Origin of the sequence: Blautia sp. An249 (genome assembly GCF_002159835.1) — a bacterium.
GTDB classification, from domain to species: Bacteria; Bacillota; Clostridia; order Lachnospirales; family Lachnospiraceae; genus Blautia_A; species Blautia_A avistercoris.
In genome coordinates, this window is the sequence record NZ_NFJL01000007.1 from 148907 (window position 1) to 172882 (window position 23976).

Genomic DNA, 23976 nt, shown 5'->3' on the forward strand with positions numbered 1-23976 from the left:
TTATGTCACATCGCCCCTTTCCCATTTTTGAGGGAATTCTTATATTTTCAGTTTCTTCCATAAGGTGCTGCGGCTGATTCCAAGCCGTTTGGCAGCCTTTGTCTGATTCATACTTTCTTCCCTGAGAACAAGATTAATAATGTCCCTGATAATATCATCCAGAGGCTGATACAGATTGATAGCGGTATCCCCGGGAGGAGCTGTTTCTGAGGGAACCAGATGGGATAAGAGAGAGCGGACATTTTCGGCAGTGATAAACTGGCCGTTGGAACGGATGACCAATTGTTTCAGCACAGCCTGAAACTGGGCGATGCCGAATTCCCAGTGATGTTCCTTTAAAAGTGTGAGGGCCTCCGGCTCAAAGCCTGCGATCTGAATGGGCAGCTCCTGATTCAGACTGTTTAAATAAGAACGGGCAATAGAGACAATCAGTTCCGGTCTGGAATTCAGAGAGGGAAGCTGGATGGTAAAACCGGAAATAATATAGCTCAGATTCTGAGAAAACTGACTGGAAGCAATCAGATCTCCCATATTCCCGGTAAAGGTGCAGATGATCTTATGCCGGGAGACGATCTCCAGGTTCTCAAAATAATAGCAGAAGGCATTCTGGATGGTGGGGGACAGGGCGTTTAAGTTCTTAAACAGGATGGTATAGTTGTTCTCGAACAAAGGGGAACGTTCATCTTTGAAAAGCTTCTCACACTGCTTTTCGTTCAGGTGAGAGCAGTCAATTTCGATGAGGGGATTGGCTTTATAGGGGCTGGACGCGTAAAGGGCATAGGAAAATACGGTACGTCCGCTTCCCGGACTTCCGCAGATGACCACAGGAGTCTTGCCAATCATAATCCCCTGATTTTTCTCCCAGTATTCCCGGTGGATGGGGTTTCCTTTAATCAGCGGAAGGGAGGATTTAGCGTCTTCGTAATCAATGGATTTCCAGAACTGAGACTGAGCCAGAACTAAGGGGATGGAATCCGATACCTGGAAGAGGTAATAGGGGGAATCATTGTGGTAGAGAATTTCACCGGCAGCTTTCCAGGAGGTCTGTCCTTCCGTGATCAGAAACTTAATGTGACTGTGCAGATGCAGCTTGGGAATCCGGCTTTTCAGATCTTCGTGAATCCGGTCTTTATGGCCTGAGGTAAACAAAGAGGAATAGACCAGATTGCTGTTTTCGTTAAAAATGGCCAGAGGAAGGGAAGACTGCTCAATGATCTCTTTATAAAAGTTATTCTCTGAAATAATCTTCCGACGCATTTTGCACAAGTCCACCGCGTCGGATATGGCTTTCTGCATACTTTCCGGTCCTGTTGTCACAAGAACAGAATCCACATCTAAAATTTTGGCGCAGTGCACGCAGGCGCCGTCGCCGATGAAAAGCTGAATATGTTCATTGTAATAAAGAGTATTTATCAGTTCTTCCATCTCTTCCTGGTTTTTTGGAGGATTGGGTACAATAATTTCTGTTTCATAATTCAGAAGTTTACATAAAAACTGAATGTCGTCGTTTAAGTCGAAATAGCTGACAAAAGCGATTTTCTTCTGGGGAGACAGCATGGCAAGCTGCAGGGCGCGCAGAATGTCAAAACTGGAAAAATCCACATTAATCACCGGAATGGGGGACAATTCCTTAATCAGCCGTCCGGAGCGGCCCCGGCAGATAATCACTTCGTATCGGGAAAGATCTAAGGTGCTCATCAGCGCTTCTGTTTCGTATAGGGTTGCAGAATAAATATCTGCTTCTATATCCGTTCTCTTCTGGATTTCCTGAAGGAAAAAATTCTGAAAACCTTTAAAAGGCGCCACAGCCAGAATCCGGTATTTCTCCTGTTCCATTTAAAAACCTCCTTACTGTTTAAAAAGCAAACGATATTGCGATTTTTAATATTATAACATAAAGAAACGGCGGAAAAAATAGGAAAAACCGTATGAAAACAGAACGGTAAATTTGTTGAATGGTTAAAAAATGAAACATATAATAAGCCTAGAAAGAAAACAGAACAAGGACGAAAACAAGGAGGAACAGTTATGTCAGAAGTAAGAGTAAATTATGCATGTGGGACACCGGGAAAAATGATTGCAGCCAGAATCCTGCCGGGAACAGATTTATTAACGGGTCTGGAGCAGATTTGTGATCAGAACGGAGTAAAATATGGAGCGGTCAACTGCTTCGGCAGCTTTTCGGCGGCAGGATACATGTATCTGGTTCCTATGGACGCGAAAGTGGGAGCCGGATACGGAGACGTAATTAAACAGGAAGGCCCCATTGAGTTTTTGTCGGGAACCGGTATTATTACACAGACAGATAAAGGAGTTACGGAACTGCATTTCCACGGAACCATGTGTGACAAAGAAGGAACCGTTTTCGGCGGCCATATTGTGAAAGGCCAGTGCCCCGTATTAACTACCGTGGATGTTGTGATTCAGGAAGCCAAAGGGGTGGAAATGATCCGAAAATACGATGAAGAAACGGATTTAACCCAGGTATTCGTAGCAGAAAAGTAAAATGCAGGGGAGGAAAACGGGTATGAGAACATATGAAAAAGTGGGATTAATCGGACTTGGGGTTATGGGGTACGGAATGGCTCTGAATCTGTTAAAAGCAGGATACACCCTGGTGGCCTGTGACGTGAATCAGGAACGAATTAAAATGCTTCCTCAGCAGGAGAAAGTCATTGCCGCAGAGAATCCGGCCCAGGTACTGGAATATACCAATACGGTGATTACCATGCTCCCCAATTCTCCTCATGTGTTAGAAGTGTTAGAAGGGGAAAACGGCCTTTTAACCGGGGAAATCCCGGAGGATCTGTTTCTCATTGATATGAGCAGTATTTCTCCGGATGTGACCAGAGAAATCGGCAGAAAGCTGGAAGAAAAAGGCATTAAATTCCTGGACGGCCCTGTAAGCGGAGGACAGTCGGGAGCTATGAACGGAACCCTTACCATTATGGTCGGGGGAAAAGAAGAGGATCTTCAGGATGCCATGCCGCTCTTTGAAGCGGTTGGGAAAAACATCATACACTGCGGCCAGTGCGGAGCCGGACAGGTGGTCAAAGTGGTGAACCAGCTGATGTCAGCCATTAATCTGATCAGTCTGTCAGAAGCCTTTACTCTTGGAACGAAAGCAGGAGTCAGCCCGGAAATCATGATGAACGTAATAAAAGGCGGTTCCGGAAGATGCTGGGCAGTGGAAGACAGAATGCCTCATATACTGGAGGGAGACTTTGAACCGGGCTTTACCATCGATCTGCACACCAAAGACGTGAAGCTGGCAGTGGATATGGCCAAGAATATGAATCTTCCTCTGTATGCGACAAATCTGACGGCAGAGCTGTTTAAGACCGCTCAGGTAAAAGGATATGGCAGAAAGGATAACTGTGCAATTATTAAACTTTATGAAGAACTGGGCGGTGTGGAAGTGAGAAAATAAGGCGCAGAAGAAAAAGGAGAAGGGTTTTGAGAAAAAAAGTAAGAAGCGCTGCTGCGTGCCTGATGATTCTGGCGGTTGCCCTGAACGGCTGTACAGCCAAAACAGCGGAAGCAGACGGAGAAAAATATCCCAAAAGAAAGATACTGCTGTCTACGACCGTCAGTGAACAGTCAAACGCCACAGTGGTGGGAAAACTGTTTGCAGAAGAAATTGAAAAGGCAACTGACGGCAATATTGAAGTGGCTGTTTATTCCAGTGACCAGTTATCAGGCGGCAATATGTCGAAGGGTGTGGAAATGCTGACTCAGGGCGCCATTGACTGTGCCTTTGAACCGGTGGATGTAATGGCGGTGCTGGATAACCGGATGTATGCCCTGAGCCTTCCGTGGATCTTTGACTCTTATGAAGAGGCGGAAGCCTGTCTCAATGGGTCGGGCGGAGAATTTATCAGCAAATGTCTGGAAAAGAAAGATCTGAAAACCTTAGGATTTATTCATAATGGATTCCGGCAGTTAACCAACAGCAAGCATCCTGTGACTTCCCCGGAAGACATGAAAAACCTGAAACTTCGGGTTCCGGGCGGGGATGTTTTTATGAAGTTCTTCTCAGAACTGGGTGCAGATCCTGTTTCCATGAGTTTCAGCGAATTGTTTACCGCTCTGCAGCAGGGGACGGTGGACGGCCAGGAAAATGGATTTGACTTAATTACCACCAATAAATTCTATGAGGTGCAGGATTATATTACTAACTGGAATTACAGTTACGGCGCCTTTGCCATGGTATTCAGCAGTGATACCTGGGACACTCTGAATGAGGATACACAAAAGCTTTTTCAGGAAACGGCAGAGAAAGTCTGTAAGATAGGGTGCGAGAACGTGGTCAATAACGAAGAGACCCAGAAAGAAATAATTGAAGCGTATGGCTGTGAGCTGGTGAGTTTGCAGGAAGAAGAAATTCAGGCGTTTCAGGAACAGTTGGATGACTATTATGAAGAGATGACAGCCCGATACGGGAAAGAGGCCTGCGAAGCATTTGGTGTTGAATATTAGGCTAAGAGGTCAGAAAGGAAAGGGATACCAGGACGTTTGGCCCGGAGGTATCCCTTTTTTATCAAAAGAAGAGGAGGTTTTGGGGTGAAGGTATTGGACAAAATTGTTATCAAAATTGAAAACTATCTGTGTATTGGGACATTTATTATTATGCTTCTTTTAACATTTGCCAATGTAGTCTCCAGATTTGCGCTGCATATGGCTCTGTCCTTTACGGAGGAGATTGTGACGGGGCTGTTTGTGCTGGCTTCTCTGGCGGGCACGTCGGTGGCGGTCCGCAGCCAGGCTCATCTGGGACTGGACTTTGTCATTGGTTTTATGCCAAAAAAGGTACAGAAGATACTGGAGGTGGCAGCCACCATACTGGCAGTGATTCTGTGTGGGATCATGTTTTATTACGGCGTACAGATGGTGCGTCAGGAAATGTTTCTGGAACAGGTGACAGCTACTATGCAGTGGCCGGAGTGGATTTACGGTCTGACCGTTCCGGTTGGAGCAGGCGTACTGGTGCTGCGGTATGCGATTAGTCTGGTCAGCCAGATTTCCAGATGGAAGGAGGTAGGGTAAATGATAAATACGTCTCTGCTTTTATTCGGAATCTTTGTGATTCTGTTAATCTGCAACATTCCCATAGCCGTTTCTCTGGGGATTGCCAGTGTAGTTACCATTCTGGTGACGGGACTGCCCATTGAGATGTTTCCGATTAATGTATATTCGGCATCCAGTAAGTTCGCGCTGCTGGCCATTCCGTTTTTTATTCTGGCCGGAAATATTATGGAGAAAGCCGGAATCTCGGAAAAACTGATTACCCTGGCAAAGGCCTGTGTGGGACACAGAAAGAACGGGGTTGCCCTGGTCTGCGTGATTGTTTCCTGTTTCTTTGCGGCGATTTCCGGTTCCGGTCCGGCGACTGTTGCTGCTCTGGGAGTTATTTTGATTCCTTCCATGGTGAAAGAGGGGTACCCGGTCAGTTTTGCTACGGCTCTGATGGCGGCCGGAGGAGCTATCGGCGTCATCATTCCGCCCTCGGTTACCTTTATTGTGTACGGATCCAGTTCCGGAGCCTCCATTGCAGAGATCTTTATGGCAGGAGTTATTCCGGGACTTATGATGGGAGCGGCCCTGATTGGCGCGACCTTATTCTGTGCAAGAAAATTTGAGTTAAAGAAAACCGAGAAAGCCAGTGGAGCTCAACGCTGGGCGGCCTTTAAAGATGCGATCTGGGGTCTTTTAATGCCGGTGATTATCCTGGGCGGTATTTACTCCGGAATCTTTACGCCTACGGAGGCGGCGGCCGTATCCGCTGTATACGGACTGATAGTGGGAATCTTCGTTTATAAGAAACTGAAAATCAGGGAACTGGGAAAGATGATAGTAACGTCCGGAAGTCAGACAGGGGTTGTTATGTATGTGATTATTGCAGCCTCCCTGTTTGCATGGGTGATTTCCGTAGACGGAATTGCCTCGGACATCGGAGACTGGCTGATGAATGTAACCCATGGAAATCTGTGGGCCTTCCTTTTGATTACCAACATTATTCTGCTGATCGCCGGCTGCGTGATGGATGCAACTTCCGCCCTCTATATTTTTATCCCCATTTTACTGCCGGTAGCCACGGACATGGGATACGATACGGTAGCCTTTGGTATTCTCATGTGCGTAAACCTGGCCATTGGCCTGGTAACGCCGCCGGTGGGGGTGAATTTATTTACCGCCTGCAGCATTTCAAAACTTACTATTAAGGATACCTTTAAAGACGTAGTCCCGATTATTGTATCCCTGATAGTGGTGCTGCTTCTGGTAACTTATATTCCGCAGATTTCCCTGCTTTTGCCGAATCTGCTGAACTAGAAATGAAGAAGGAAAGGATACGCGTATGAATGGTAAATTAATTTTAGGATGTGTGGCGGATGATTTCACCGGAGCCAGTGATGCAGCCTCCTTCCTGGTGAAAGCAGGAATGAAAACCATGCTGTTTAATGGTGTGCCCCGTGACATGGAGAATCTGAATGCGGACGCGGCAGTAATTGCCTTAAAGACCAGAACCGACGAGACACAAAAGGCGGTTCAGGATTCTCTGGAGGCAGTGGAGTGGTTTTTGAAACAGGATACGGAACACATTTACAGTAAATACTGCTCCACGTTCGACTGTACGCCCCAGGGAAATATCGGCCCCATACTGGACGCCATTTTAGACAGATGCCAGGAGAAAGCCAGTATTTTATGTCCGGCGCTGCCTGTAAACGGCAGGACGGTAAGGAAGGGGAAGCTTTATGTAAACGGAGTTCCCCTGGATGAAAGTCCCATGAAGAATCACCCCCTGACCCCCATGTGGGACGCCAGAATCTGTAAGCTGATGGAAGGGCAGAGCAAATACCCCTGTATCGAACTGCCAAAAGAAATTTTACAGAAATCAGAAAAAGAGATTCAGGATTATATAGAAGAAAAAAGCAGAGGATATGAGAAATATTATCTGGTTCCCGATTATGAGAAGGATTCGGACGCAGAGAAACTGGCCCGGCTGTTCGGGGATATGAAAGTCTTAAGCGGCGGTTCCGGGATTCTGACAGAATTGGGAAAAAAATACCTGGGCGGCCAGGGAAAAAGGGACATTCCCCCTTCTTTCACAAAGGGAAGAGGGATTATCCTGGCAGGAAGCTGTTCCAGCGCGACTTTGGAGCAGATTCAGGTCTACCGGCAGTCAGGAAAATATGACTATAAGCTGGATCCCCTGAGCCTGCTTGACAAGAAGGATACCACAGAAGAGATATGGGACAGAGTTCTGAAAGAAAGCCGGGGAAGGGACATACTGATTTACAGTTCCGATACCCCTCAGAAGGTGAAACAGATGCAAAGTTACGGGAAAGAAAAGGTGGCAAAGGTCATTGAAACTGTTCTTTCAGATTTGGCATGGCTAGCCAGAGAAGCCGGATTTACCAGAATCATCGTGGCCGGCGGAGAAACTTCCGGGGCGGTAACGAAGAGGCTGGGATACGAGGCCTGTCTGATAGGGGAAAGCATTGCGCCGGGCGTCCCGGTAATGGTACCCCAGAGAAATTCCCATCTGAGGCTGGTACTAAAATCCGGGAATTTCGGACAGCCGGATTTCTTCCTGCGGGCGTTGGCACAGACAGAAGAAAAGAATCCGGAACTGGAAAGAAAAACAGAGGAAGCCTTATGGGCGGCCCACAGCCTTTTCGGACGGGGGAAGACGGCAGGCTCCACAGCCAACATCAGTTTTCGTCACGGGGATTTTGTCTATATCAGCGCCAGCGGCACTTGTTTCAGCACATTAAAAAAAGAAGAATTTTCAGTGATCGATCTGGAGGGAAATCATGTGGCAGGGCCGAAACCCAGCAAAGAATTCCCCCTGCATCTGAAACTGTATCAGGAAAAGAATGCCGGGGCGGTAATACACACCCACAGTTTCTATTGTGCTCTGTGGTCCTGCCTGGAACATGAAAATCCTCAGGATGTGATACCCCAATACACGCCTTATCTGAAAATGAAGGTGGGAACCATCGGGTTAATTCCCTATGCCCCGCCCGGCAGCCGGGAGCTGTTTCAGGCCTTCGGGGAAAAGATAAATGACAGCGACGGGTATCTTCTGAAAAACCATGGGCCTGTGGTGGCAGGAAAGGATATGATGACGGCTTTTGCCGCTCTGGAAGAGCTGGAGGAAAGCGCAAAAATTGCCTGGTATTTGAGAAAGGAAGAAGGCGCGCAGCAGATACAGGCGGAGAAAAAATAAAGAGACAGAGGAAAAACAGCGGGAGAGACACTCTTTCGCTGTTTTGTTGTGGGCTCATGGTCGTTTCCGGTTTCTTTTACCCGGATCGTAAAAAAACAAACTTGTATCTAAAAAAAACAACTTTCATTGGAAGATAGGAAAAGTCAGTTGAAAAAAATAAACAAATATAGTAATTTTATCTAAATATTTTTGCGTGATAACGTGATAATATAGGAAATAAAATGGGGGAAGTGTAAATTTATATAATAAAATTAGTAAATATATATAAAATTAGTTTAAAAAATGGGGACTTATCATGCAAATGGCATGTTGAGTATAAAAAGGAAAAGGAGGAGGTAAAATGAAAAAGCGAAGCCGGATATTGGCATGGCTTCTGGTGGGAACTTTAGTGGTTTCCAATGGAGCGCCGGTGCAGGCTGCCAGTCTTTCGGGCGATCTGGAAGAAGAGAAGTCCCAGGAAGAACTACTGGAAGAAGAGTCTCTGGATTCTTCTCTGGAAGAGGATTCTCAATTCTCAGAGGAAGAAGAGCCGGAAGAACTGGAAGCAGAACTCACAACAGACGACGGGGGAGACGGCCAAAATGCTCTGCAGGGCCCGGCAGAGCCACTGAACGGGACGTCAAGAGCCGGCACGGCAGAATCTGTCCTTGCATACGATATGGAGGTTGAGGACGGAAAGCTGAAAGATGCTTCCGGAAACCTGATGGACGGTACCCTGGTAGATCTGGACGAGGGGGATGTAAACACTTATAACGGTGTCTCCGTTCTGGATCTGGATGGAAGCGGCTATGTGGAACTGCCGGAAGGCATTGTAAACGGAGAGGAGCTGACCGTGGATATTACGGCGGCCACGACGGTTGCAAATGCCCAGTGGCTGTGGACCCTGGGAGAGGATAACTGGAGTTATACCTTCTTTACGCCCTCGAATGGAGCACAGGATACCAAATTCACGATTTCAAAACAGACGCCGTATAACGGAACCGGAGCCTGGCAGACAGAGCAGAGCGTGGCTGTGGATGCGGCTGCCCTGGACGGTTCCTATCAGACCTATACCCTGGTCTGGAAAGAAGACAGCCTGGCTCTCTATGTGGAAGGAGTAAAAGTAGGAGAGACAGAGCAGACCCACGGACTGATGAATGTGATGCCGGAAAGCAGCAGATCCGGATACATAGGAAAATCCCTCTACAATGAAGATCCCCTGTTTAAGGGAAAAGTGGCAAGAGTGGATGTGTACAGCGGCGCATTAACGGATGAAGAAATCGGGGAAATGGCAGAAGGCGTGGACAAATCCGCTTATGTAAAAACCGACATTTATTCAGCAATGCTGGGAGAAAATGCATCTGCGGATGCAGTTACAGGAAATCTTTCTTTCCCGTCTCAGGTGGATGGTTCAGAAATTACCTGGAGCGTTCAGGAAGGCCAGAATGTAGTGGCTTCGGACGGAACCATTACCCGTCCTCAACAGGATACTACAGTGGAAGTAACCGCGTCTTTCCAGGTAGATGAAGAAGAAGTGACAGAAACATTCCGGATTACAGTAAAACCAGTGAATCAGGAAGAAGTGGAAGAACTTGCAAAGGAACTGACCCTGCCCTATTCCACAGAAGAAGGCAGTGAAGTATATGGAAATATCACTTTGCCCGAGACAGTAAATGGCAAAGGAAGTGTGACCTGGGAGACGGATCATCCGGAGATTGTGGATGTAGAAAGCCATGAAAATGATGGCGCTTACGCAGATATTCCCACTCCGGCCGGCGTAGTTACCAGACCGGATAAAGATACAGAGGTAACCATGACTGCGACAGTAACTATGGGAGAGGCCAGCGTACAGAAGGATTTCACTTTTACGGTAAAGGCGGCGCCGGAAGAACTGGATCCCTGTGAAGCTTATTTGTTCGCCCATTTTACCGGAACGGAAAACAATGCATCTGTGGAGCAGATATACTTTGCAGGCAGTGAAGACGGCAATCACTGGAAAGACTTAAACGATCGTCAGCCTGTTCTCACTTCTGAGATCGGAGATAAAGGTGTCCGGGATCCGTTCCTGGTTCGTTCGGCAGAAGGGGACAAGTTCTATCTGATTGCCACCGACTTAAGTATTTACCACAGGGGCGGCTGGGGAAATGCACAGGCAACCACCACAGGCAGTACGGATTTAGTGGTGTGGGAATCCACCGACCTGGTAAACTGGTCTGAACCCTGGCTGGCGGACGTGGCGTCCCGGATTCCGGGAGCGGGCTGCGCCTGGGCGCCGGAAGCCTTTTATGATGAAAATACGGGAGAATATGTGGTGTACTGGGCAACCGGATCCGATGAGAGCAACGATCTGGGCGACCGGATGAATGTGTATTACGCAAAGACCAGAGATTTCCGTACCTTTACGGAGCCGGTGAAGTGGATTGACCGGCAGAATTCCATTATTGATACTACTATGATTCAGGCCAACGGGAAATACTACCGGGCTTCCGGAGACGGACAGATTACGATTGACGAAAGTGATTCCATCTTCGGGGAGTGGAAAACCATCAGTACCTTAAAAGACATCTTCAACACCGACCGGTACAGCGGCGCCAAGCTGGAGGGGCCGGAACTCTTCCTGTATAACGAAGCAGACTGGGAAGTGGATGAAGAAGGAAATCCAGTGGAAACCTGGGGTCTGATGTGCGACCAGTATTCGGAAAGCAAGGGGTACCTGCCTTTCAGAACCACGAATATCGCGGATACCACCACAGATTCCTGGAGAACGGCGGATGAAGTAAACTTCGGCTCTCTGAAGAAACGTCACGGAACGATTCTGCCCGTTACCGCAGAGGAATATGAGGCAATCCTGGAAGCCTACAGCAAGGACGCACCGGAAAATACCGATCCTGCGCAGGAAGATCCCATTGCAGAGTATACCTTTGAAGAAGGCGAGGGAGATCTGACTCTAAACGGAAAGGCAGCAATTAAAGAAGAAGGCGGAAACCATTACCTCTATCTGGACGGCAGTTCGGGAACCTTTGCGGAATTTCCGGAGGGATTCCTGGATGGAAGAAATCAGATGACCATCTCCATGGATCTGATGACAGAGAGCACAAATGGAAATTTCTTTACCTTTGCCTTTGGCCGGGATACCAATGAGTACTACTTCCTGCGCCAGAGAGGAGACGAGCTGTACAGCGCCATTACTCAGAATACCTATTCCGGAGAAGCTTCTGTAACCGCAGAGAATATCAGTTATGGATCCGGAACCTGGAACAATGTGAAGATTGTACTGGATCAGGATCAGATGAGAGTCTATGTAAACGATGTTCTGGTTGGAGAAAATCAGAAAACCTATGTGAAAGTATCTGAGCTGGGAGAAGACCTGAAGGCTTATCTGGGTAAATCTTTCTACAGCGCAGACGGCTATTTCAAAGGCGGATTTGACAACATTCAGATTTACAACCGGGCTCTGACAGAAGAGGAAATTACAGGGGCCCAGGAGGAAGTTCCCCTTCTGGCTTCCTATGACTTCAGTAAGACAGAAGGAACTACAGTGAAAGATCAGTCCGGAAAGGGCAACGACGGAGAAATCAGGGGCAGCAATTATATTGTTGACGGAAAGAACCTGACCCTTCCCGGCGGCGCCAACGGCAGCAATGCAGCCTATGTGGAACTTCCGGGAAGCCTGTTTGCGGGAAAGAAGGAACTTACCATCTCTGCATGGCTGAAAAATGAGACGGGAAGCGGCAACTATTCTGCCATGTTCTTCGGAACGCCGAAAAATCAGAATAATGTGTCTTCTCAGTACTGGCTGTTAAATCCTAAAAACCCGTCCGGAACTTTAAAATCCGTTATTACCAACAGCGCAGATGAGAAGTATCCTTACAATACCGAGTATGGAATTTCACCGACCAACAGCGCCCAGGGAATTAAGGGACCGGAAACAGACAGTGAATGGGGACTTTATACCACGGTACTGACAGAAGACAGCATTACTGCTTATTACAATGGAGAAAAAGTGGGGACGGCAGCCATCCAGAATCCGGTATCCAATTTCGGTTCTGATCTGGTGGCCTATATCGGAAAATCCACTTATCCGGATATGTTCTACAAAGGGGGCGTCCGGGATGTGAAAGTCTGGGATGGTGTATATACCGATCAGGATGTGGAACAGTTATACGAAGATGCGGTATTTGATGTGGCTATGGATACCCTTTCCTTCCGGGATGGAGATTCTGTATATTCCAGCCTGAAACTGCCGGAAACTTTAATCGGAAAAGTGGATGCAGTCTGGAGTTCCGGTAATCCTGAGGTCCTGGCCAACGACGGTACGGTTACCCGTCCTGAACTGGGAGAAAAAGATGCGTCCGTGGATCTTCGGGTAAACTTTACCACAGGAACGCTGAAGAAAGAAGTCATTTATCATCTGACGGTGAAAGCTCTCAGTGAGGAGGAAATCGCCCAGAGCCTTGTAATTCCAAAATATATTTCCGAAAATCTTCCTTCTGAAATCAACGGAATGGAAGTAACGTATGAGTCCGATGATCCGAAAGTGATTGGAAAAGACGGAACCGTGACCTTCCCTGAAGCGGGAGAAGGAAGTAAGACCGTTGCCATAACAGCTACAGTGGGAACAGTAGAGATAAAAGGCGAAGCAGAAGTGCTGGAAAAAGGCGGGGACGTGGTTACCTATGTGACTAAAGGCGGCGACCTGCTGGCTTATGCAGACAGCCGGAGATCCGACGCCCTGTTTGTGGCAGCGAAGAATGCAGAAGGAAATTATGAAGAATTAAACAAAGGAAAAGCCATCCTCTATGTGAAATGGCAGGGAGATCAGAAAGTAGAAGAGAACTGGCAGATGGGTTCCCCGGAATTCTTCCGGTTTGAGGACGGAAGCCTGGGTGTGATCGCCTCTGCAAACAATGGAGAAAACGGAGTTTACATCTGGAATTCCAAAGATACGGTAAACTTTGAAAATCAGAGATACCTGACTCTGGCAGAGACAGGCACACAGGTACAGGATCCTTCTCTGGTCTATGATGCGGCAACCCAGAACTATAAGATTTTCTGGCAGGATCAGAACGGCGGAGCTTATGTCTCTGTTTTCGAGAGTCTGGAAAACGGATCCAAACCAGAAGTAACCTATACGGCTTATATTACCGAAGAGAAGCCGGATGGAGAGCTTCCCGAAGAAGCCGTAGCAGAAGAAGCCGGCGGATTTTCCATGTCCGCAGCGGAATACGAACTTTTCCAGAAGAAATACGGAACCCTTCATAACACAGGCGTAGACTCCGTGGAAGTCTCTGTGGAGGAAGGAGAAGAGCTGAATCTGCCGGATACTGTGACGGCACATTACAGTGACGGAACAGAGAAGAATCTGGGAGTGAAATGGGACGAAGAAGCATTAAAGGAGATTGATACTTCCGAAAGCGGCACTTATACCATCGAAGGAGAAGTGCAGCAGGATGCGTTCAGCTATCCCTTTATTGCAGAGCGTGCCGATCCCCATGTTTTCTACAATGAAGACGACGGCTATTATTATTCCACCGGTTCTTATTATCCGGTAAGTGATCCGCAGACCTGGGGCTTTTATGCAGGAGACTGCTACCGGGCTATCGGAATCCGCCGGGCAAAGACACTGGGAGGACTGCAGAGCGCAGAAGAACATCTGATGTTTGACCCGGATAATGATCCAGACGCACAGTGGGGAACTTTCCTGTGGGCGCCGGAATTCCATAAAATCAACGGAACCTGGTACTGTCTGGTAGGAGCCAGCAGAGGAAAGAAAGCGCCGGGACAGTACGGGTGGTGCAGTAATTCCGTTCTGATCCCATACATCGGCGACGGAGACGACAGCACTTCCCTGGAAGAAGACATTCAGGCAGGGGGCATGCTGGATAAGAATCAGTGGGGCGATCCCATCGTTCTGGAAGGCGCGCCGTCCTTCGACGTTTCTTACTATGAAGATGAAAACGGACAGGGATACTACGTTCTGCCCAATACCCCCGGAGGAGCCCAGATTTCCATTGTAAAAGCCAAAAGTGAGGGCGTTCCTCAGTTCGATGGGGAAAAAGTGATGGTAAAAACCATTGAATTCCCGTGGGAATACGGGATCTATGAAGGCTCTGTCTCTGCCTCCAATCCGGAAGGTACGGATCAGGGAGTTGTGGAAGGACCTTACTTATTCTCCTACGGAGATAAGGTGTATATTTCTTATTCCGGAGCCACAGTGGATAAATACTACTGCCTGGGACTGATGGTGGCAGATAAGGGAAACGACATCATGGATCCGGACAGCTGGACCAATGTCAATTATCCGCTGTTAAGCTCATACGATACGGAGGACGGCCAGATCGGAGGAGCCTCTCACATGGGAGGCGGCCATAACTCGGTGGTTGTGGACGAATACGGCAACCTGGCTCTGATTTACCATGCAAGACCCAATCCGGATCCTCACGAAGGAAAAGGAGGGGCAGGCGGTTTATTCGATCCGTGCAGAAATACCATGGTGAAGAGTATCAATGTAGCCTATGACGGAACGCTGGTATTTAACATGACTCCGGAAGAAGAACTGGATCCCCGGTTCAAGACAGTGACGGCGACGATCACAGTGGAAGGAAATAAAACCGCGCAGGCAGATTTCCAGAAAGTAATGCCGGAAGTAACGGCAGAAGTCGGCGCCGATTCCAGTGTCACGGTAGAATGGAAAGAAATTGAACATGCAGCCAGCTACCGGATTTACCGGAAAGAAGCCGGGGGAAGCTTCAGAGGAATTGCCAATGTGGATGCCGGAGCAACCACTTATGTGGATAAGGCGGCAGAAGCGGGAAAAACCTATTATTACACCGTAAAAGGCTTCTGGGAGGAAGATGCAAAAGGTATCTGCACTAAATATCCCACAGATGTAAGTGTGAAGATTCCGGTGAAGGAACTGGCGACGCCTTCGGTTAAGACCCGTTCCGTGAACTACTGTACTGTGGAAGTAACCTGGAACAAAATCACAGGGGCCGACAAGTACGTGATTTACAGAAAAGAAGCAAAACCGGGAACCGCTTTCAAATCCATCGGAACCGTAGGTGGAGGTACTCTAAGCTACCGGGATGGAAGCGCGAAGATGGGCGTGAACTACTACTATACGGTAAAAGCTTTCGCAGGAAGCATCTACAGCGATTATCAGAAGACGGTAACCGGAATGGCGGTACCATCCTCTCCGACTCTGAAGGCAGCAGGCAGCAGCAAAGGAGTAACCATCACCTGGACCGGATCCAAGGCAGGAGATAACAAGTTTGCAGACGGCTACCGTGTCTTCAGAAAGACGGAAGGCGGAAGCTGGAAGACTGTGGGAACGGTAGGAGCAAATACGCGAAGCTTCACAGACACCACAGGAGCAAAGGGAACCACTTATGTGTATACGGTAAGAGCTTATGTAAAACAGAGCGACGGAACGAATCTGTGGGGAACTTATAATGCTGCAGGCGTAAAAGGCGCAAAAAAATAATTATCAGCCCTGTGTAATGACAGGTCAAGTTTACAGACCCTGGTCTGGCTAAATGCCGGGCCGGGGTTTTCCAGATCCGTGGGAACTGTGTCTCAGGCTGTAACTGCTTTACGAGAAGCAACAAAGGGAAGCGTGGGAGAAAGAAAATAAGAATTGTAGAATCGTTGATCCTTTTATACAATGAACCAGACATCTGACGGCGGACGGTTCATAAGGGAGAGGATAGCCATGGAAAAGAAAGGACACAGGAAATGGATCATCGGCCTTCTCCTGTGTTTTTGCATACTTTTATGTACAGGGAGAAGTCTGAATCGGGAACCGTGGACGGTTCCGGGAGAAAAAGAAGTTCCTTATGAAACAGAAAAAGAGGAAGAAACAGAAGGGGAAACGGAGGAGGAAGGGAAGGAAGAAGAGACGGAAGATTCCCTTCCCGACCATATAGGGGAACAGGAAGAACGGCCGGAGAGGTTCCCGTGGGCCCTGTCCGGGGAACAGGAAACAGAGTCGGACAAAGAAGAGGCAGATCCTGAGAAGGAACCAGAATCAGAAACAACGATCCTGCGGGAAAGGAACAATCCGGTTATCACACCCCTTCCTTCCGGAATTCAGGAACAAAATGAGGAAGAACCGGATTCTGAAGGGACAGAACAGGGCGACATCAACGAAGGGAAATATCCCCAAATTGAGACGGACTTGCAGTCGGAAGAGCTGGTCCAAGAAAAAGTAAAACGGTTTTATGTAGAAGGAAAAGATTATCAGGGAAACCCTCTGGGAGCAGACTATCAGAAGGTAGACGGAAACGGAAAAATACTGGAGGGGACAGAAATTTCGGGCGGACGGGTATACTATGAAATGGAACTGACGGAAGGGGAGAATGTGGTTACGATTACTGTAACCGATCCGGAGGGCAGAGAAACCACAATGGAGAGTATCTTTTATTATGGAAAACAAAAAGAAACGGTTTTGTGCAGCCTGGAGGCGGGGACTCTGGGACTTGGCACATACTTTATCAGGCTGATCCCCCTGGAGGAAGGAGAGAGCGTAAGCCAGGTAATCGAAAGGGCTTTGGAAGAACAGGGTTACCACAGTGTTTTCCGAAAGGAAGAAAATGCAGAAAATGAGAAATGGCAGGGAGCGCTGGAACGTATAGAAAAGGAAGGGATCACAGAGGGGTACCGGATTCCGCCTGATTTGTATCAACACCTGAAGGAAGAACAGTATGAGAAACGGGAGCACAGAGAGAATTCCCTGGGGAGCGACGATTTCTGCAGGGGATCCGGATGGGGGATTTCTGTAAACGGAGAATACAGAAAGGGAGAAGAATTAAAGGAAGAGGCTTTACAGGGACAAATCATCCGGATACGCTTCTCCCTGTATTATGGGAAAGATATAGGGGCAGCTCAGGAGTCCTGGGAAAAAGAGTGGTGACGGCTCTCCATTAGACGAATGGAGCGGAATATGGTACACTAATACCCAAGGTGAAAGAGATGGAGGATCAGGGAATGTTTGATATTCAGGAAGAGTTAAAAAAGCTGCCGGGAAGTCCGGGCGTATACCTGATGCACGATGCCCGGGATGAGATTATTTACGTGGGGAAAGCGGTCAGTCTGAAAAACCGGGTGCGGCAGTATTTCCAGAGCAGCAGAAACAAAGGCGTGAAGATTGAACAGATGGTTACCCAGATTGCCAGATTTGAATACATTGTGACAGATTCTGAACTGGAAGCCCTGGTATTAGAGTGCAATCTGATTAAAGAATATCGTCCCAAATACAATACGATGCTAAAGGATGACAAAAGTTATCCCTTTATTAAAGTTACCGTTCAGGAGCCGTTTCCCAGGGTGCTGTTTGCCAGAAGGATGAAAAAGGATAAGGCCAGATACTACGGCCCCTACACCAGCGCAGGAGCTGTCAAAGACGTTATTGAGCTGGTCCGCAAGCTTTACCGGGTCCGTTCCTGCAGCCGGGTGCTGCCAAGAGACACAGGGAAAGAGCGTCCCTGTCTGTATTATCATATGAAACAGTGCGCCGCCCCCTGCCAGGGGTATATCAGCCGGGAGGATTACCGGGAAGGGATTCGGAAGGTTCTGGAATTTCTGAATGGAAATGTGAAGGATACCATTTCTGAACTGGAGGAAAAAATGAAAAATGCGGCTGAGGATCTGCGCTTCGAAGAAGCCGGGGAATACCGGGATTTGATTCAGAGCATTCAGAAAGTGGGCGAACGGCAGAAAGTCACCAGTTACGGAGGGGAAGACAAGGACGTGGTGGCCATGGCCATGCAGCAGGATCTGGAAGAAAACGGAAAAGAAGAGAAGCCGGAAGAACAGCTTCGGGAGCAGGATGCGGTTGTCCAGGTATTTTTCATACGGGAAGGGAAGCTCATCGGACGGGATCATTTTTACCTGAAAACTGCCAGAGGAGATTCCAGAGGACAGATTTTATCCAGTTTCTTAAAACAGTTCTATTCCGGAACCCCTTTCATCCCCAAAGAAGTCATGCTTCAGGAAGAAATCGACGACAGGGCCATTATTGAGGAGTGGTTAAGCAGCCGGAGAGGCCAGAAGGTGCAGATTCGGGTGCCCAAAAAAGGAAGCAAAGAGAAGCTGGTAGAGCTGGCGGCAGAAAATGCCAGGATGGTCTTAAGCAAAGATAAGGAAAGGCTGAAAAGAGAAGAGGGAAGAACCATAGGGGCTGTTCATGAGATTGAAGACTGGACAGGTCTGAAGGGGATTCAGAGGATGGAAGCCTACGACATATCCAATATCAGCGGGTTTGAGTCTGTGGGCTCCATGGTGGTCTACGAAAGAGGCAGACCGAAACGCAGCGACTACAGAAAATTTAAAATCAAATGGGTGCAGGGGCCTAACGATTATGCCAGTATGGAAGAGGTGCTTACCCGCCGTTTTAGCCACGAGACAAAGGGAGAACACGACAGTTTTTCCAAACTGCCGGATTTGATTCTCATGGACGGCGGAAGAGGACAGGTGAATATTGCGTTAAAGGTACTGGAAAAACTGGGACTTGAGATTCCTGTCTGCGGCATGGTAAAAGACGACAAACACCGGACAAGGGGGCTGTATTATCAAAACGAAGAGATTCCCATTGATACAAACACAGAAGGATTTAAACTCATAACCAGAATTCAGGATGAGGCCCATCGTTTCGCTATAGAATTCCACCGCTCTTTAAGAAGCAGGGAGCAGGTTCGTTCCATTCTGGATGATATTCCGGGGATTGGCCCGGCCAGAAGAAAAGCCCTGATGCGTTATTTTAAATCTCTGGAGGCCATCCGGGACGCCTCTGTGGAAGAACTGAAAGAAGCCGATTCCATGAATGAGAAAAGCGCCCGCCAGGTCTATGAATTTTTTCACGGGAATCCCAGGTAGTTCCGTTGCAGACCCAGGATGGTTATGATAAAATAAAGAAAGATGAGATTGGGGAAGGCAAAGGAGACGAAAAAATGAACAATCGGAATAATAAAGTATATTTAAGTAAAATGGTTCAGGAACTGGGATTACGGAATCTGACACCGGAAGTAGATCTGACAGATAAGGCTGTGACAGTACCGGAAATTAACCGTCCGGCCTTACAGCTGGTAGGGTATTTAAAGCATTTTGCCTATGAGAGAGTGCAGATTATCGGTTACGTGGAGTTTACGTATCTGGAACAGTTATCTAAGGAAGAACGGCTGGTTGCTTACGAACGTTTCATTTCCAGCAAAATTCCCTGCGTAATTTTCAGTACCATGACTCAGCCCACAGAGGATATGCTGGAGCTGGCCGTGAAATACGGAGTGCCCACTTTCGGCACAGATAAAACAACCAGCAGTCTGATGGCGGAAGTGATCCGCTGGCTGGGCGTACAGCTTGCTCCCTGTATTTCCATTCACGGAGTACTGGTGGATGTATACGGTGAAGGGGTTCTGATTACAGGAGAAAGCGGTATCGGAAAGAGCGAAGCCGCTCTGGAATTAATTAAGAGGGGCCACCGTCTGGTCAGTGACGATGTGGTGGAACTGAGGAAAGTCAGCGACGCTACACTGGTGGGATCGGCGCCGGATATTACCAGACATTTTATCGAACTTCGGGGAATCGGAATTGTAGATGTAAAAACTTTATACGGTGTAGAATGCGTAAAGGATACCCAACAGATTGATCTGGTCATTAAACTGGAAGAATGGGACAAAGATAAAGAATATGACCGCCTGGGACTTCAGCAGGAATATATTGAATATCTGGGAAATAAAGTGGTTTGTCACTCGCTGCCTATCCGCCCGGGACGGAACCTGGCGATTATTGTGGAAACAGCGGCAGTAAACCACAGACAGAAAAAGATGGGATATAACGCTGCAGAAGAATTGTACAAACGTGTACAGGCGAACATTGCCAAGAATCGTTAGAGATAGGAGATAGTTGTATGTATTGTTTTGGGATTGACGTAGGAGGAACAAGCATTAAATGCGGCCTGTTTTCGGAAAATGGCGCCTTGGAGGATAAATGGGAAATCCCTACCAGAACCGAAGAAAAAGGGGAACATATTTTACCGGATATTGCGGAAGCCATTCAGAAAAAAATGCAGGAAAAAAATCTGAAAAAAGAAGAGATCAAAGGCGTGGGAATCGGACTTCCCGGGCCGGTAACGGATCAGGGAGAAATCCTCTGTGCTGTAAACCTCTACTGGGGCAGAAAGAATGTGGAAGAAGAGCTGACAAGACTGACAGGACTTCCTTCTAAAGCCGGAAATGATGCCAATGTGGCCGCCCTGGGAGAAGTCTGGAAAGGTGCGGCAGAGGGTCATGAGAACGTGCTGATGGTTACCCTGGGAACCGGCGTTGGCGGCGGAATTATTTTAAACGGAAGAATTCACACAGGCGTTCACGGAGCAGCAGGGGAAATCGGACATGCCAATGTGAATCCTCATGAAACAGAAAGCTGCAACTGTGGAAATAAAGGATGTTTAGAACAGGTGGCTTCTGCCACCGGTATCGCCCGTCTGGCCAGACAGGAGCTGGCGGCCGGCCAGGATGAAAGTGTATTAAGAGGGCTGGAGGATGTGACGGCCAAGGATGTATTTGATGCCTATAAACAGGGAGATAAGACGGCGGCAAAAGTTGTGGATACCTTTGCCAGATATTTATCTATGGGTCTTTCTTCTTTCGTATCCGTTCTGGATCCAGACGTGATTCTTATCGGAGGAGGAGTTTCCAGGGCAGGACAGGTTTTAATTGACTGTGTAGAAAAATATTACAGACAATACGCCTTCCCAAGTGCCAAGGATACGCCGATTATTCTGGCATCCCTGGGAAATGACGCAGGAATTTACGGAGCCGCCCGCTTAGTTATCCAGAATACTTAAAAAAGAGTATAGAAGAGCCGCTGCAAAAAGATGTTCATTCATCTGTTTGCAGCGGCTCTGTTTTTTGCATCATAGGCATTAGGAAGGTCTTTAAGCGCCTTCTACTCCATCCCCGGAGCCATCGTCCCCGGAGCCGCCGGAACCATCGTCTCCGGAGCCGCCGGAGCCATCGTCCCCGGAGCCGCCGGAACCATCATCGTCGGAACCGCCGGAACCATCATCTCCGGAACCGCCGGAGCCATCATCTCCGGAGCCGCCGGAATCGTCGTCCCCGGAGCTGCCGGTACCGTCATCGCCGGATCCGGAATTGCTGCCGCCGGAACTGCTGCCGCCGGAACCGTTGTTTCCGGAATCGGAATCGTTGTCACCGGAATTATTTCCATCTGAGTTATTTCCCTCTCCTCCGGTATTGGAATTTCCGGAATCCGAACTGTCTGAAGAACCGGAATAGGAACCGTAGGAACTGCCGGAATCATTGTAATCATAATCTGAATATCCGTAATAGTGACTTTCACACCGTTCTGTGGGAAGGGAGCCGATGTCGAAATATTCGGTAACTGTGGGGCATCCCGAACGGGGAAGCAAACCGCTGATACTGCAGACAGAGGTCCGTTCTACGCTGGCCGGTTTTTCAAACTCCTGCTCGGTCAGGTTTTCATGGATACGCTCCATTACTTTCTGCCAGAGCAGCTTGTGGAAATTTCTGGACATATAGTCGTCCGGAATCTTCTCATTGTTGTCAAATCCGGACCAGACAGCACAGGTATAATAAGGAGTATATCCTACAAACCATAAATCGTTATAGGTATCTGTGGTACCGGTCTTTCCTGCTACCGCCATATTATCTAACCGACACATGGTACCTGTACCGTATTTTACCACGTCTTCCATGGCGCTGGTAAGCAGATAAGCGGTACTTTCTTTAATCACAGAGGTCTCTTCCGGCGTGTTGTCAACCAGAAGATTTCCGTCCCGGTCATAAATCTTTGTAAAGTAAATGGGTTTAATGTAATTTCCCTGGTTGGCAATGGCTGCATAGGAAGCACAGAGCTCCACATTGGTAACACCGTAAGTGATACCTCCGAGTGCCAGCGGGAGATTGGCATCGGAATAGACATTTCCATTTTCATCCGTATCCTGCTCTCCTCCGTGGGCCAGGGTGGTAAAACCGAACCGATCCAGGTAATCCAGGCCGAGCTCAGGAGTGACCTCCTCCAGACATTTAACAGCTACTACATTGACAGAATTCTGGATGGCCTTGCGGATGGTGGTCTCCCCTCCGTAGGTATTGCTGGCGTTTCGCACGGGAGAACCGTCCGGATAATCGTAAGGTTCATCCACAAAAGTAGTAGCCAGGGACATGCCCTTTTCATTTAAAGCAGGCGCATAAGTAGATACAATCTTAAAAGTAGAACCTGGCTGACGGGTGGTGTCAGTAGCTCTGTTTAAAGTCAGGCTGGCTGTCTTCTCGCCGCGTCCGCCGATTAATGCCTTCACGTATCCGGTGCGCTGATCAATAACACTCATGGAAGACTGGGGCTGAGGTGTGAAATTCACGTTTTCAGCAATCAGCGTACTTCCGTCTGATAAAATAGAAGCCTTGTACTGATCCACATAAGTCTGTCCTTCTTCAGGAGAATCGAACAGCAAATCGAAATCGGGATCCTGATTTTTAAAATACAGGGTCAGCATTTCCTTGCTGTAATTGACTTCCTCTCCTTCCGGATTCTCTACGGTTAAAGCGTAATCAAGGGCATACTGTACATAATCAGGGAAGTTTTCCGGATTCTGATATTCCTCATCCAGGATGGCCTGAATGGTGGGATCCTGTGTGGTATAGACCTGAAGACCGCCGCTGTATAAAGCGTTTCTGGCCTGAGTTTCTGTATACCCTTTTACATTCATTAAAACTTCAATGACCTGATCGGTCAGCTCGTCTTCAAAATAGGAATAAACGGTCTCTTTTGTCTCTATTTCAGACTGAGCCGCCTGTATTTCACTGTAAATATCGTCGTTTATGACTTCGTTGTACTGGGTCTGAGTGATGTATCCCTGATCCAGCATATCTCCCAGGACTTTTTTCCGTCTCTGTGCGTTGGCCTCGGGATTCTCTATGGGATTGTATTTGGTAGGATTCTGTGTGATTCCCGCAATGGTGGCACATTCCGATAAATTCAGATCCCAGACATCTTTGTTGAAGTATTTTCTGGCGGCTGCCTGTACGCCGTAAGAGCCTGCCCCCAGGTTAATGGTGTTGAGATAGTTCTCCAGAATAATCCCTTTATCATTAATCTTTTTCTCCACCTGTATAGCCAGGTACTGTTCCTGGAATTTACGGACGAATTTCTCCGCCCAGGTAGATTCACTGGTCCAGTCGGTAAAAACATTATTCTTTAACAACTGCTGGGTAATGGTACTGGCTCCTTCAGAAAAATGGCCGTCAGATACGCCGGTTACAAAGGCACGGAGAATTCCCCGCGCGTCAATGCCGTTATGTTCATAGAAACGTTCGTCCTCAATGGCCACAACTGCATTCTGTAAATCTTCCGGAATCTGTTCCAGGGAGACCGGCTGGCGGTTGGCCGTGGGGGCTGCCAGCTTTCGCATCTGATTCCCCTGATCATCATAGAGGTAAGAGGCATAGCCAAGTGGGGTAATATCAATGTCATCCACATCGGGGGCATTATCTATAATCCCTTTAAATGCGCCTATTCCTCCGCACAGCAATATGATGAAAATTGTAATCAGCGCTATAAATAAAACTCGTATGGCAGAAACATGTGCTCTTTGCCCAATCATGGTAGAGCGTGAAATCAGAGCTTTCCGCTTTTTTGAAGTGGACTTTTTTCCATAATTCATGACATTCCTCCTTTTAATCCTTTCCATTATACCAAATAAAAAAACCGAAATAAACCCCCAACATAAA

At 47.9% G+C, this 23976-nt stretch carries 13 protein-coding genes; 11 read left to right on the plus strand and 2 right to left on the minus strand.

Features of this window, described 5'->3' with window-relative positions; translation table 11 throughout:
- Positions 1 to 39: 39 nt before the first annotated feature.
- Positions 40 to 1836, minus strand: coding sequence for a PrpR N-terminal domain-containing protein (locus B5F53_RS08645; RefSeq protein ID WP_087222391.1), 1797 nt, complete (start codon positions 1834 to 1836; stop codon positions 40 to 42).
- Between the two features lie 192 nt (positions 1837 to 2028).
- On the opposite strand from B5F53_RS08645, the gene B5F53_RS08650 reads away from it, so the two are divergent.
- The 11 genes from B5F53_RS08650 (at position 2029) to B5F53_RS08700 (ending at position 21050) form a co-directional block, all read left to right on the plus strand.
- Positions 2029 to 2505 (plus strand): PPC domain-containing DNA-binding protein, encoded by a 477-nt coding sequence (locus B5F53_RS08650; RefSeq protein WP_087222393.1) that lies wholly within the window; start codon positions 2029 to 2031, stop codon positions 2503 to 2505.
- Positions 2506 to 2527: 22 nt separating this feature from the next.
- Positions 2528 to 3430, plus strand: coding sequence for an NAD(P)-dependent oxidoreductase (locus B5F53_RS08655; RefSeq protein ID WP_162610563.1), 903 nt, complete (start codon positions 2528 to 2530; stop codon positions 3428 to 3430).
- Between the two features lie 26 nt (positions 3431 to 3456).
- Positions 3457 to 4479, plus strand: coding sequence for a DctP family TRAP transporter solute-binding subunit (locus B5F53_RS08660; protein ID WP_087222397.1), 1023 nt, complete (start codon positions 3457 to 3459; stop codon positions 4477 to 4479).
- 84 nt (positions 4480 to 4563) lie between these two features.
- Positions 4564 to 5046, plus strand: a complete 483-nt coding sequence (locus B5F53_RS08665; protein WP_087222399.1) for a TRAP transporter small permease — start codon at positions 4564 to 4566, stop codon at positions 5044 to 5046.
- Positions 5047 to 6330, plus strand: coding sequence for a TRAP transporter large permease (locus tag B5F53_RS08670; protein ID WP_087222401.1), 1284 nt, complete (start codon positions 5047 to 5049; stop codon positions 6328 to 6330). It begins immediately after the preceding gene.
- Between the two features lie 25 nt (positions 6331 to 6355).
- Positions 6356 to 8230: a 3-oxo-tetronate kinase gene (gene otnK / locus B5F53_RS08675; protein WP_162610564.1), complete on the plus strand. Its 1875-nt coding sequence runs from the start codon at positions 6356 to 6358 to the stop codon at positions 8228 to 8230.
- Between the two features lie 340 nt (positions 8231 to 8570).
- On the plus strand, positions 8571 to 15692 hold the full coding sequence (locus tag B5F53_RS08680) for an immunoglobulin-like domain-containing protein (RefSeq protein ID WP_087222403.1): 7122 nt from the start codon (positions 8571 to 8573) through the stop codon (positions 15690 to 15692).
- Between the two features lie 228 nt (positions 15693 to 15920).
- Positions 15921 to 17120 carry a hypothetical protein gene (locus tag B5F53_RS08685; RefSeq protein WP_087222406.1) on the plus strand — a complete coding sequence of 400 codons (1200 nt, stop codon included), beginning with the start codon at positions 15921 to 15923 and terminating at the stop codon, positions 17118 to 17120.
- A 74-nt stretch (positions 17121 to 17194) separates the two neighbouring features.
- Entirely contained in the window at positions 17195 to 19081 is a 1887-nt protein-coding gene (gene uvrC, locus B5F53_RS08690; protein ID WP_242970276.1) for an excinuclease ABC subunit UvrC, read from the plus strand.
- A gap of 74 nt (positions 19082 to 19155) precedes the next feature.
- Complete coding sequence (gene hprK, locus B5F53_RS08695) at positions 19156 to 20094, plus strand: HPr(Ser) kinase/phosphatase (RefSeq protein WP_087222453.1); 939 nt, start codon at positions 19156 to 19158, stop codon at positions 20092 to 20094.
- Between the two features lie 17 nt (positions 20095 to 20111).
- Positions 20112 to 21050, plus strand: coding sequence for an ROK family glucokinase (locus tag B5F53_RS08700; protein ID WP_087222411.1), 939 nt, complete (start codon positions 20112 to 20114; stop codon positions 21048 to 21050).
- 90 nt (positions 21051 to 21140) lie between these two features.
- On the opposite strand, the gene B5F53_RS08705 is transcribed toward B5F53_RS08700, so the two are convergent.
- A complete protein-coding gene (locus B5F53_RS08705) occupies positions 21141 to 23909 on the minus strand; it encodes a transglycosylase domain-containing protein (protein WP_087222413.1) in 2769 nt (922 codons plus the stop codon).
- Between the last annotated feature and the right edge of the window lie 67 nt (positions 23910 to 23976).

Bases quoted from the DNA above. Each gene is read 5' to 3' on its own strand.
- B5F53_RS08655 (WP_162610563.1), top strand. From the start codon at position 2,528: ATGAGAACATATGAAAAAGTGGGATTAATCGGACTTGGGGTTATGGGG.
- B5F53_RS08650 (WP_087222393.1), top strand. From the start codon at position 2,029: ATGTCAGAAGTAAGAGTAAATTATGCATGTGGGACACCGGGAAAAATG.
- hprK (WP_087222453.1), top strand. From the start codon at position 19,156: ATGAACAATCGGAATAATAAAGTATATTTAAGTAAAATGGTTCAGGAA.
- B5F53_RS08680 (WP_087222403.1), top strand. From the start codon at position 8,571: ATGAAAAAGCGAAGCCGGATATTGGCATGGCTTCTGGTGGGAACTTTA.
- B5F53_RS08705 (WP_087222413.1), bottom strand. From the start codon at position 23,909: ATGAATTATGGAAAAAAGTCCACTTCAAAAAAGCGGAAAGCTCTGATT.
- B5F53_RS08685 (WP_087222406.1), top strand. From the start codon at position 15,921: ATGGAAAAGAAAGGACACAGGAAATGGATCATCGGCCTTCTCCTGTGT.
- uvrC (WP_242970276.1), top strand. From the start codon at position 17,195: ATGTTTGATATTCAGGAAGAGTTAAAAAAGCTGCCGGGAAGTCCGGGC.
- B5F53_RS08700 (WP_087222411.1), top strand. From the start codon at position 20,112: ATGTATTGTTTTGGGATTGACGTAGGAGGAACAAGCATTAAATGCGGC.
- otnK (WP_162610564.1), top strand. From the start codon at position 6,356: ATGAATGGTAAATTAATTTTAGGATGTGTGGCGGATGATTTCACCGGA.
- B5F53_RS08670 (WP_087222401.1), top strand. From the start codon at position 5,047: ATGATAAATACGTCTCTGCTTTTATTCGGAATCTTTGTGATTCTGTTA.
- B5F53_RS08645 (WP_087222391.1), bottom strand. From the start codon at position 1,836: ATGGAACAGGAGAAATACCGGATTCTGGCTGTGGCGCCTTTTAAAGGT.